This is a genomic window from Vibrio sp. V23_P3S9T160 (assembly GCF_963886625.1).
Classification (GTDB): domain Bacteria; phylum Pseudomonadota; class Gammaproteobacteria; order Enterobacterales; family Vibrionaceae; genus Vibrio; species Vibrio anguillarum.
In genome coordinates, this window is the sequence record NZ_CAWPDB010000192.1 from 1 (window position 1) to 11281 (window position 11281).

Here is an 11281-nt window from a genome sequence, read left to right on the forward strand (position 1 = left end):
TGAGTTTTAACGGCACATTAGCTCATGTATCTGCGTTACTTGTAGGCTTACCTTACTCAACACCAGGAGCAATACCTCGTCAGTTAAAGGGTTTTCACAACATGGCTGAAAGCTTAATACTTGAAGGGCGAAGGGAAAGAACATTCCCTAGAACAGTTAAGCCTAGACCACAACGGTATGCTAAGAACAAAAATGCCGTTCACTCTTAAGTGAACGGCATTACCGTCAAATGCGGCTCTTTTTTTGCTAGTATTTTTGTTATACCCAACCCAAATCCATTGAACTAGGGAACATTGAATCGGTAATGTTGTCACTACTATTAAGCAAGTATATGGACTCAATATGATGACCCTGATGCGGAAAACGACCCTGTGTGTGACATCAAGCCTAACGGTGTTGGCGTCGCTGGCTTTATTTCAACCCGCTTGGGCGGAAGATTTTCTTTGTGATGCGACTCAAGCTTCTGTCGATCAGTTACCCATTCTTGATAAAGCATGCCCAATAGGGCAAGGTTTATGGGGAAAGAAAAAGCCCAAAGGGCAATCATCCACTTTTTGGATTCAGTGTGGCGTGTTAAATAAGCCATTATCTTTGCTGAAAGCCAAAGCGTTTTATACCCATATTTCTACCGATGTATGGCTAAAACCAGAAGCGAAAACGTATCGTTGCTTAATCGGTCCTTATACTGATTATGAGCAAGTAAAAAAAGAACTGCCTCTTATCCGGCAAATCCCCGGTTACAAAGAAGCTTTCATTCGTGAGGTTGCCAAAGGGCGCGCACAGTCTAGCTCGCCGATAAAAAAGACAACTTCCGCTCAAGCAACGTCTGCCGCAAAACAAATCACCAAAAAGTCTTTACCGAAACCACAAGTGGAAATGGCGAGTTCGCCATTATCAACGAAACCATCAACCAAAGCGCCAGCTCTTAATGTTCCGCCAGCGGTTGAAATTCGTTTGAGCACCACCGCAAACGGTTTGCAGTTTGTGGTGCCTCATTTACGTTCGAGTGATGAACAGTTCTATATGGAACATGGCCTAGCATGGAGCCGCCTAAACTATGAGGTGGCAGAAAAAACCTGCCAAAAAATGGCGATGCGCTTGGTAACGGAAGAAGAGTGGCAACGCCTTTTGGATTCAAAACAGATGGACAGTAACCAATGGCCAATGCACTTACCTTATTGGGGATGGTCGCAAAAAGGGCTTTTTACCAACGGTAAAGTCAGCCAACTGAAAGGTTCCTCATTACTCAATGTGATTTGCGTTAAATAAGTGTCTCAGTTTGCCGTCAGAAATGGCGGCAGCGCTACTCTTTCTTTCCCTCTTCGAGTAATTGTAGATAGCGTTGTTCGATAAAATCTTTTTCTTTACTGATGTGATACAACTGTTTTTTCATCGCTTCGACATCGACAGAAGTGCCACCTTGTTTGGCTTGCTCTTTGTATTTCTCAATGGTCTCTAGTAGTTCTTTTTTCTCGGCTTGATAATTTTTTGCCATTTCGTAGAAATCACCCGCTTTACTGATCTTAATGTATTCCGCTTCTAACTGTTCAAACTCTTTTTCGATAGTGGCTTTTTCTTCTTTCAAACTGTCAACGGTATCAGTTTGAGCAAAGAGTTTTTTACGAGTCACTCGTAGCCCTTTCACACTTTTATCGAGATCGCCTTTCAGTTTGCGGATCAACTTATGCGATTTACTCAATTTCTCATTGAGCTCATCAATTGAAGCCTGATCTTCGGCACTAATGCCCTGAGAAGAGGAATTTTTGATGAGAGAAACCTGTTGCTCGAGCGCTTTTTGAATGATGATTAAATCATTCAGAGTCGAGCTATGCTCTGCGGTGTAGTTCAACGCATTTTCAACGGATTGTTGGCATAAATGAAGCGTGTCTTCATCGCTATCACTTTTACTACGAGTAAAACCATGCGCAAATTTCCTAAATTCACGCAGGATCAGCAGTAGGATAAAAAACCAAGCCAACAAGATAATAAGCCCGAGATCGATCGCTAAGAGCGATAAAACCTTTTCGGTGAGGAACTCTTGTATTGGCATCACATAAACCCACTTTTGTTGCTGTATTTTCAGGTAAGTTTAGTTGTTGTAAAAAAATGTGCCTATACTTTGAACAAGTTAGGTCATAGAAAAATGTGCTGTGAAGATTCTCATTGTTGATGACAGTAAAGCGACACTTGAAATAGTCAGACGAGCCTTAGAGGCGTTTGGCTACCGACGTTTGTCCATTCAAAAGGCAGACAATGGTAAGGCCGCACTCAAGCTGATTGGCAGTTGGCAGCCGGATATTGTCTTAACAGATTGGCACATGCCCGGCATGACGGGGCTGGAGCTGACACAAGCGATAACCAAACGTAAGCTCGGGATAAAAGTGGCAATGCTCACCACGGTGGCCGATGAGCAACAAATCAAACAGGCGCTTGAAGCTGGAGCGTCGTTTGTGTTATCGAAACCGTTTGACGATGGTGAACTGCACCAAAAGTTGCTTCCTTTAGTGCAAGGAGCGGAAGAGAGCTGCATTGAATTAGATGAAATGGTCGAGCTGCAAGATGAGTTGGCTTTACCAAAGCTTTCGCAGCTAGAGAAGCTGCTAAAAAGAGCGGTAGGTGCTGATATCGTGCTGAATAATATTCGTCGCCAATCGTTTGATGAGAGCAAAATTCCTTGTTTGATGGCAGTCTATGAAGATGGCGAAACGCAAAAGCCGCGCGCGGTGGCACTGCTTGATATCTACGCCGTTTGTGTCTTTGCTAAAGGCAACCCCAGCATTACCAAAGAGCAACTACAACAAGCGGTACACAGCAAAATGGTCAGTAAAGATATTCTCGATACTTGCCAGAAAGTGTTAAGTGCCTCCGCATTAGCGTTTCTTGATAATCAAACCCGCAAAAGCTTGAAGTTAAAAAATATCAGTTTTATCCCTCAATCGTTTGAAAAGCTCGAAACCCTATTTGCCAAAGAAGCGGATAAACGGGTCGATTTTTCCTGCCAAATGGGGGCGTTAGCCCAAGGGAAAATTACTTTGGTGGGATTTTAATCATCTTTAAGAGCATATTCTGAGGTTATCTTTATGACAGGATGATTTTTGCTATTGGGTATATTCTTAGATGATATTGATGAGCCGTTATTCATGAGATATAAGCAAAATTGCCACTTAGTGACTATATTTAAGTTATTCCTAAAAATATTTAACATTAGGATTAATTGATTAATTAAAGGAAGCGATATGATAAAGTTTATACGGATATTCATCATTGGTTGCTTAAGCCTATTTATGTCAGCCCCACTTTTAGCGAATGTTACGTGGGAGGGGCATTGCCGAGATAGAAAACCCTATCTTTATTTTGAAAATGGTGAGTGTAAAGGCCCTGGTGGTGATGTGATTAACCAGGTTATTCTTAAGTTGGGGCATAAAGTCCATTGGACAAAAGTTCCTTGGGCAAGAACCATTGGTGTCGCTCCACAGGGTGGAGTTGATCTTATTCCTCTGCACTCTATGGATGAAGAGAGAGAACAGTTTCTTCACCCATTATTAATGGGGTATGGTGAAAGAGCGGTGTTTTATTTTACTCGGACGAACTCGGATATTGATGCAAATAGTTTTGATGAAATTGTCAGCCGAGGTTTTGTTATTGGTGCACTCAATGGCAGTTTTTATAGTGACCAATTTAACCAAAATACAGACAAATTAAAAATCAGTTTTGTCACTAGCGTAGAACAAATTATCAATATGCTAGAGGCTAGTCGCATCGATCTTGCTATCACCTCTGAACAGCATGGGCTTAATCTTTTTGAAAATGACCCTAAATTAAAGAAAATAAGTTATAAAAACATTTACCTAAATGGTCGTTTTTTTAGTGTGCCTAAACGATCGGCGAACTATCAGTATATCGATCAGCTAGAGAATATTTTAGCTGAAATGCGTCGTTCCGGAGAGATTACTAGGATATACGAATCTTATAACTTAGAAGCCCCAATTCAGAAAGAGTAGATTGAGGAATATTACTTTTTATTTTTATATTTCATTGCGATATATCTATTCGTAATTTAAACAGCAGCGAGGCGGCTTATGACTCGCTGCTATTTTACGATAAAGAATATATTTAGTTTCTCATGGTAACAAACTCTTCACTACCCGTTGGGTGTATTGCCACAACTGAATCAAAATCGGCCTTGGTTGCGCCCATTTTCATGGCTACGCCAAAGCCTTGAATCATTTCATCAACCGCAAAACCGATGCCGTGTAGGCCAACAACGGTTTCTTCAGGGCCAGCGCATACTAGTTTCATTTTGCATGGTTGACGGTGAGAGGTGACGGCGGTGTACATGGCAGTGAAGCTAGAGGTATACACTTTGACATTCTCTTCGCCATATTGCGCTTGGGCTTCTTGCGTGGTGAGGCCAATTGTGCCGATCGGGGGATGGCTAAAGACCACGGTCGGGACTAGTTTGTAATCCATCTTCGCATCGGTTTTGCCATTAAACAGGCGCTCTGAAAGTTGACGGCCTGCTTTGACGGCTACTGGTGTGAGCTCGATACCGCCTTCCATGATATCGCCGACACAGTAGATACCCGCGACGTTGGTTTGCTGGTACTCATCAACCTTAATATAGCCTTGTGCATTAGTTGCCACACCCGTTGCTGCTAGGTTTATCGCATCGGTTGCTGGGTGGCGGCCGATTGCCCAAATGAGCGTATCAACGTTTTGGCTTTGGCCATTTTCAAGGTGTAGAGTCAGGCTGCCATCGGCTTCTTTGATCACTTCTTTTGGCACTGAATGAGTATGTAATGTTGGGCCTTCCGCCGCCATGACTTCAGTGAGTGTTTCGATGATCATGGGATCAAAGCTGCGCAGTGGTGATTCTTTGCGCACGTAAAGGTGCGTTTCAGTGCCGAGTGCGTTGAGTACGCCCGCGATTTCAACCGCAATATAACCTGCGCCCACAACCGCGACGCGTTTAGGCTGTTCGGTCAAGTCAAAGAAACCATTGGAATCAATGCCGTATTGCGCCCCTGGGATAGCCGGAATGGTTGGGCGTCCGCCAACGGCAATCAGGATATGGTCTGCTGTGTAGTGTTCACCGTTTACTTCTACGGTTTTTGCATCAACAAAGCGTGCAAAACCGCGGATCACTTCCACTTTATTATTGCCCAATACGCGGTCGTATGATTGATGAATACGGCCAATATACGCTTGGCGGCTCTCAATCAGTTTTGACCAATCTAATCCTTTGACATCGACATCGAAGCCGTAATCTTTGGCATAAAGGTGCATTGCTTCAGCAATTTGCGCGCCATGCCACATCACTTTTTTCGGAACACAACCGACGTTGACACAAGTGCCGCCAAGGTCTTTGGCTTCAATCAGTGCGACTTTCGCACCATACATTGCCGCGCGATTCGCTGAAGCGATACCACCAGAGCCACCACCGATACAGATATAATCAAAATGCGTTGTCATTACTTTCTCCATTATTCTTTTTTCATCCTGTTTGACCTTGGTTTTGTACGGTGTTGGCAACCATAGCAAGGCGAAAAAGGTTCTCTACTTCTTTGATAGATTGGGTCAGTTTATTCTGGTACAACCCATTCGACTTTAAAATGACCGGTTACCGGGGCAATCGCTTGCTGAAGAAACGGTAAAATTTCCTGCATTTGCCCTTCCAGTGTCCACGGTGGGTTAATCACTATCATGCCTGAAGCGGTCATGCCACGTTCATGGGTGTCTGGCGATACGCCCAATTCAATTTGTAAGATTTTGCGAATACCGAGGCTTGCCAGCCCTTCAAGCAAGTCCTCAATGGTGTCGCGATTCACTACGGGATACCAAATGGCGTAGATACCCGTCGCCCAGCGCTTATAACTTTGGGCAATGGCTCTTACGACATCGCTGTACTCTTTGGCCAATTCGTAAGGGGGATCGATCAACACTAAGCCGCGACGCTCTTTCGGTGGCAGGCTACCGATTAAGCGTTGGAAACCATCTTCTTTGTAAATCGATACCTGACGATCTCGGTGGAACTCTTGCTCGAGCAAAGGGTAATCGCTCGGATGCAATTCAGTGAGCACCATACGATCCTGCGCGCGTAGATGAGCACGCGCCACGCGCGGTGAACCGGGGTAGTAGCGTAACTCTTCGCTTTCATTGAGTGCTTTTACTGCCTCAAGGTAGCTTTGAATAGCGGGTGGCGTTACATTTTGTTGCCAAATACGAGCAATCCCTTGTTTATATTCACCGGTTTTTTCTGACCATTCATGGGTCAAGTCATAACGGCCCACGCCAGAGTGGGTGTCATGATAAACAAAAGGCTTCTCTTTTTGCTGTAATGCATTGAGGATAAGGCTTTGTACGATATGCTTTAATACATCCGCGTGGTTGCCCGCGTGAAAACTGTGGCGATAACTTAGCAAAATAGGCTCTCAAAACACCCCAAATGGAGTGTGTTTCATCAATCAAACGTATTGGCTGATTATACGCCACTATTGAAAATTGCTGAACCTACCTATATTTACTATTTCAGATAAACAAAATCGACGGTTGCCGTGAAACAATCAGTGACTGTTGCAGAGAAATGCATCAACGTGCAGGCGCGTCTTAACTTAAAAGGAATGTTTTATGTCTAATCCACTTCTCACTTTCACGGATTTACCGCCGTTTTCCGCCATTAAGCCAGAGCATGTGAAGCCTGCGGTTGAGAAAGCGATAGAAGATTGCCGCACCGAAATTGAAAAACGCCTTGCTGGCAATAGTACCCCAACGTGGGAAAACTTGATTGCACCCATTGAAGAGGTGGATGATCGCTTAAGCCGCATTTGGTCGCCAGTGAGCCACCTTAATTCCGTGCTCAATAGCGATGAACTGCGTGATGCGTACGAAAGCTGTTTGCCGCTGTTGTCTGAATACGGCACTTGGGTTGGGCAACATAAAGGCCTGTTTGAAGCCTATAAGAGCATGAAAGCCAGCGATACTTTTTCCTCTCTCTCTCAGGCGCAGCAAAAAACCATCAATGATGCACTGCGTGATTTTGAGCTATCGGGTATCGGCTTGCCATTGGCAGAGCAAAAACGGTACGGCGAGATCAGTAAACGTCAATCTGAGTTGGGTTCTAAGTTCTCTAACAATGTACTGGATGCCACGATGGGCTGGACCAAGCACATTACCGACGCCAATCAATTAGCGGGCATGCCAGAATCGGCGTTAGCAGCGGCACAAGCGGCGGCGCAAGCCAAAGAGCTCGATGGCTATTTATTAACGCTCGACATTCCTTCTTATCTGCCAGTGATGACTTATTGTGATAACCAAGCTTTGCGCAAAGAGCTTTATGAAGCGTATGTCACGCGTGCCTCGGATCGCGGGCCAAATGCGGGCAAGTGGGATAACAGCGAAATCATCGCTGAGAAACTCAAACTGCGTCATGAAATAGCCCGTATGCTCGGTTTTAATACCTACAGTGAAAAATCACTGGCGACTAAAATGGCGCAAACGCCCGATCAAGTGTTAGGGTTTTTAAATGATTTAGCCACCAAAGTGAAACCGCAAGGTGAGCGTGAAGTAGAAGAGTTGCGTCAATTTGCGCAGCAAGAGTTTGGCGTGACCACGCTAGAGTTGTGGGATATCGCTTACTACAGCGAAAAACAGAAACAGCACTTGTTTGATATTTCAGATGAAGAGCTGCGCCCTTATTTCCCAGAATTGAAAGTGGTGAGCGGCCTATTTGAAGTGCTCAACCGCGTATTTGGCATGAGCGTCAAAGAGCGCTCTGGGGTTGATACTTGGTATCCATCGGTGCGTTTTTTCGATATTTTTGATGCGAAAGGAGCACTGCGTGGCAGCTTCTATCTCGACCTGTATGCACGCGAACATAAGCGTGGCGGCGCGTGGATGGATGATTGCCGTGGCCGCCGTATCACTCAAAATGGCGAGCTACAAACACCAGTGGCTTATTTGACCTGTAACTTTAATCGCCCAATCGGTGATAAACCTGCGTTATTTACTCATGATGAAGTGGTCACTTTGTTCCATGAGTTTGGACACGGGATCCACCACATGTTGACTCAAGTTGAAGTGGGTGCGGTATCTGGCATCAACGGTGTACCGTGGGATGCGGTTGAACTGCCAAGTCAGTTCCTTGAAAATTGGTGCTGGGAAGAAGAGGCGTTAGCGTTTATTTCAGGTCATTACGAAACGGGTGAACCGCTACCGAAAGAAATGCTCGATAAAATGCTCGCGGCGAAAAACTTCCAGTCAGCGATGTTTATTTTGCGCCAACTTGAATTTGGTTTGTTCGATTTCACCTTGCACACCACTTACGATCCCGAAGTAGGGCCGCAAGTGTTGGAAACTCTCGCCCAAGTGAAAAAGAAAGTGGCCGTGTTACCAAGCCTTGAATGGAACCGTTTCTCACACAGCTTTAGCCACATCTTTGCTGGCGGTTACAGCGCAGGTTACTACAGCTACTTATGGGCAGAAGTGCTTTCGGCGGATGCGTTTTCTCGCTTTGAGGAAGAGGGAATTTTTAACCCACAGACTGGGCAAAGTTTCTTGAACAACATCCTTGAAATGGGTGGTAGTGAAGAGCCGATGGAGCTATTTAAACGCTTTAGAGGCCGCGAGCCGCAAATTGATGCGTTGCTGCGTCATGCGGGGATCGCCGCGTAGTCACGCGCTTAAAATGCGATGAAGCTCGAATTAGCCCACCTTTGCGGTGGGCTTTTCATTTTTGAATGCCCAGAAAAATGTGATAGAGACGAGCATCTTGCCGCGATTTGAGGTTATAATCTGGGCAATTATGTATAAATAACCAGTAGCTTAGCCATGATGGATCCTTCTCTCTTACTCGACGGTCTCAACGATAAACAGCGCGAAGCGGTTGCCGCGCCTTTAGAAAACTTGCTGGTGCTTGCCGGAGCGGGGAGTGGTAAAACCCGAGTATTGGTGCATCGCATTGCTTGGCTTATCTCGGTTGAAAACGCCTCGCCTTTTTCAGTGATGTCGGTGACTTTTACCAACAAAGCGGCGGCGGAAATGCGTGGCCGAATTGAAGAGTTGATGATGGGCAGCGCATCGGGCATGTGGAATGGCACCTTCCACGGTATTTGCCACCGTATTTTACGCGCTCACTATCTTGACGCTCGCCTGCCTGAGGATTTTCAGATCCTCGATTCTGAAGATCAACTGCGTTTGCTGCGTCGCTTAATCAAAGCACAAAACCTAGATGAGAAGCAGTGGCCTACGCGCCAGGTGTGCTGGTGGATTAACGGTAAAAAAGATGAAGGTCTTCGTCCGAAGCACATCGATGCATACCGCGATCCCGTGACTCAAACCTATTTGCAGCTTTATTCCGCGTACCAAGAGGCGTGCGATCGCGCAGGTTTGGTTGATTTTGCCGAAATTTTGCTGCGTTGCCACGAGATGTTGCGTGATAAGCAGCACATTCGTGAACATTATCAAGCGCGCTTTAAACACATCTTGGTCGACGAATTTCAAGACACCAATAACATCCAATACGCGTGGCTGCGCATGATGGCTGGGCGCGATTGCCACGTGATGATCGTCGGTGATGATGATCAGTCCATTTATGGCTGGCGTGGTGCCAAAATTGAAAACCTCGAAAAATTCACGCAGGAATTTCCGAGCGTTAATACCATTCGTTTAGAGCAAAACTACCGTTCAACCAAAACCATTTTGCAAGCCTCGAACGCACTGATCGCGAACAACACCGAGCGAATGGGTAAAGAGCTCTGGACAGATGGCAGCGAAGGCGAGCCAATTTCTATCTATTCGGCCTACAACGATCTTGATGAGGCGCGTTTTACCGTCAATAAAATCAAAGAGTGGCGAGATAAAGGTGGCGCATTAGAGGATTGTGCGATGCTTTATCGCAACAACGCCCAATCTCGTGTTTTGGAAGAAGCCTTGATTCAAGCAGGCTTGCCCTATCGCATCTACGGCGGCATGCGCTTCTTCGAGCGCCAAGAGATCAAAGATGCGTTAAGTTACTTGCGTTTGATGTCTAACCGCAATGATGATTCGGCCTTTGAGCGAGTCGTAAATACGCCACCGCGTGGCTTAGGTGATAAAACGCTGGAAACCATTCGTTTTGCGGCGCGAGATCGCGGCTGTACCTTGTGGCAAGCGAGCCTTGTGCTGTTGGAAGAAAAAGTGCTCACAGGACGTGCTGCAAGCGCATTAAGCCGGTTTATTGAACTGGTCAATGCCCTTGAAGATGATAGCGCTGAGATGCCGTTACACAGTCAAACCGACCATGTAATCAAAACCTCTGGCTTGTTTGAGATGTATCAGCTTGAAAAGGGTGAAAAGTCCAAAGCCAGAATTGAAAACTTGGAAGAACTAGTCACCGCAACACGCCAATTTGAAAAGCCAGAAGAAGCGGATGAGATGAGCATGTTGACGGCCTTTTTAACCCACGCAGCGCTGGAAGCGGGCGAAGGGCAGGCTGACGAATTTGATGATGCCGTACAGTTAATGACACTGCACAGCGCGAAAGGGTTAGAGTTCCCGTTGGTGTTTATGGTTGGCGTTGAAGAGGGCATGTTCCCTAGCCAAATGTCGGCCGAAGAAGCGGGGCGATTGGAAGAGGAGCGCCGTTTGTGCTACGTCGGAATGACGCGCGCCATGCAAAAGCTCTACATTACTTACGCTGAAATTCGCCGTTTATACGGTCAGGATAAATACCATAAGCCGTCACGCTTTATCCGTGAGCTGCCAGAAAAGTGCCTTGATGAAGTGCGCATGAAAGCGCAAGTGAGCCGACCAAGCAGTGCCGGGCGTTTTAGTCAAACAGCGGTCAAAGAGAACTTTAACGAGACAGGCTTTAGCTTGGGCGCACGCGTGAAACACCCTATTTTTGGTGAAGGCACCATCATTAATTTCGAAGGTAGTGGCCCGCAAAGTCGAGTGCAAGTCGCTTTTAACGGTGAAGGCATTAAATGGCTAGTGACTGCTTATGCCAAGCTAGAGAAACTATGATCTTCCTTGTACGAAGAAAGGGTACTTTTCTTTGCTGAGATGGTTGGATTGTTCTCCTCTCCTTTGAGGGGAAGGCTGGGAGCTGTCTCTTATACACAAATCCCCAAGCCTCTGCTTGGGGATTTTTTTGAACTAATTTTATGTTTCATGATCTGATCATCTAAGCAATAACAAGGATGATTAGAATGACTTATATAGAACCAACCCTCTGGGCACAAAAGCAATTTGGTCAAGCTCACCTCAATGACCCAAGACGTACTCAAAGACTCGTTGCCCTAGC

At 45.8% G+C, this 11281-nt stretch carries 9 protein-coding genes and 1 pseudogene; 7 read left to right on the plus strand and 3 right to left on the minus strand.

What is annotated here, in order from left to right; translation table 11 throughout:
* Positions 1–209: pseudogene (locus AACU59_RS17855) on the plus strand (IS4 family transposase); the annotation flags it as partial.
* A 133-nt stretch (positions 210–342) separates the two neighbouring features.
* Entirely contained in the window at positions 343–1269 is a 927-nt protein-coding gene (locus tag AACU59_RS17860) for an SPOR domain-containing protein (protein ID WP_094145549.1), read from the plus strand.
* A 34-nt stretch (positions 1270–1303) separates the two neighbouring features.
* Here the strand turns inward: AACU59_RS17860 and AACU59_RS17865 are convergent, their stop codons facing one another.
* On the minus strand, positions 1304–2053 hold the full coding sequence (locus AACU59_RS17865) for a chromosome partitioning protein ParA (RefSeq protein WP_081317722.1): 750 nt from the start codon (positions 2051–2053) through the stop codon (positions 1304–1306).
* Between the two features lie 97 nt (positions 2054–2150).
* Between AACU59_RS17865 and AACU59_RS17870 the strand changes: the two genes are divergently transcribed.
* A complete protein-coding gene (locus tag AACU59_RS17870) occupies positions 2151–3047 on the plus strand; it encodes a response regulator (RefSeq protein WP_017046676.1) in 897 nt (298 codons plus the stop codon).
* Between the two features lie 189 nt (positions 3048–3236).
* The gene (locus AACU59_RS17875) at positions 3237–4001 is read left to right on the plus strand and encodes a substrate-binding periplasmic protein (protein WP_094145548.1); all 765 of its coding nucleotides are present in this window, start codon (positions 3237–3239) and stop codon (positions 3999–4001) included.
* Between the two features lie 112 nt (positions 4002–4113).
* On the opposite strand, the gene gorA is transcribed toward AACU59_RS17875, so the two are convergent.
* Both gorA and AACU59_RS17885 read right to left on the minus strand, forming a co-directional pair.
* Entirely contained in the window at positions 4114–5472 is a 1359-nt protein-coding gene (gene gorA, locus AACU59_RS17880; RefSeq protein ID WP_081245272.1) for a glutathione-disulfide reductase, read from the minus strand.
* Between the two features lie 110 nt (positions 5473–5582).
* Positions 5583–6422, minus strand: coding sequence for a 23S rRNA (adenine(2030)-N(6))-methyltransferase RlmJ (locus AACU59_RS17885; RefSeq protein WP_017045941.1), 840 nt, complete (start codon positions 6420–6422; stop codon positions 5583–5585).
* A 205-nt stretch (positions 6423–6627) separates the two neighbouring features.
* Between AACU59_RS17885 and prlC the strand changes: the two genes are divergently transcribed.
* The 3 genes from prlC to AACU59_RS17900 all read left to right on the plus strand — a co-directional run.
* Complete coding sequence (gene prlC, locus AACU59_RS17890; protein WP_094145330.1) at positions 6628–8670, plus strand: oligopeptidase A; 2043 nt, start codon at positions 6628–6630, stop codon at positions 8668–8670.
* Positions 8671–8826: 156 nt separating this feature from the next.
* Positions 8827–11001 (plus strand): DNA helicase II, encoded by a 2175-nt coding sequence (uvrD, locus tag AACU59_RS17895; RefSeq protein WP_017045940.1) that lies wholly within the window; start codon positions 8827–8829, stop codon positions 10999–11001.
* A 194-nt stretch (positions 11002–11195) separates the two neighbouring features.
* Positions 11196–11281, plus strand: an 86-nt coding sequence (locus tag AACU59_RS17900) for a transposase DNA-binding-containing protein (RefSeq protein WP_161437655.1), incomplete at its 3' end; no start/stop codon positions are given.

Bases quoted from the DNA above. Each gene is read 5' to 3' on its own strand.
- AACU59_RS17860 (WP_094145549.1), top strand. From the start codon at position 343: ATGATGACCCTGATGCGGAAAACGACCCTGTGTGTGACATCAAGCCTA.
- AACU59_RS17875 (WP_094145548.1), top strand. From the start codon at position 3,237: ATGATAAAGTTTATACGGATATTCATCATTGGTTGCTTAAGCCTATTT.
- gorA (WP_081245272.1), bottom strand. From the start codon at position 5,472: ATGACAACGCATTTTGATTATATCTGTATCGGTGGTGGCTCTGGTGGT.
- prlC (WP_094145330.1), top strand. From the start codon at position 6,628: ATGTCTAATCCACTTCTCACTTTCACGGATTTACCGCCGTTTTCCGCC.
- uvrD (WP_017045940.1), top strand. From the start codon at position 8,827: ATGATGGATCCTTCTCTCTTACTCGACGGTCTCAACGATAAACAGCGC.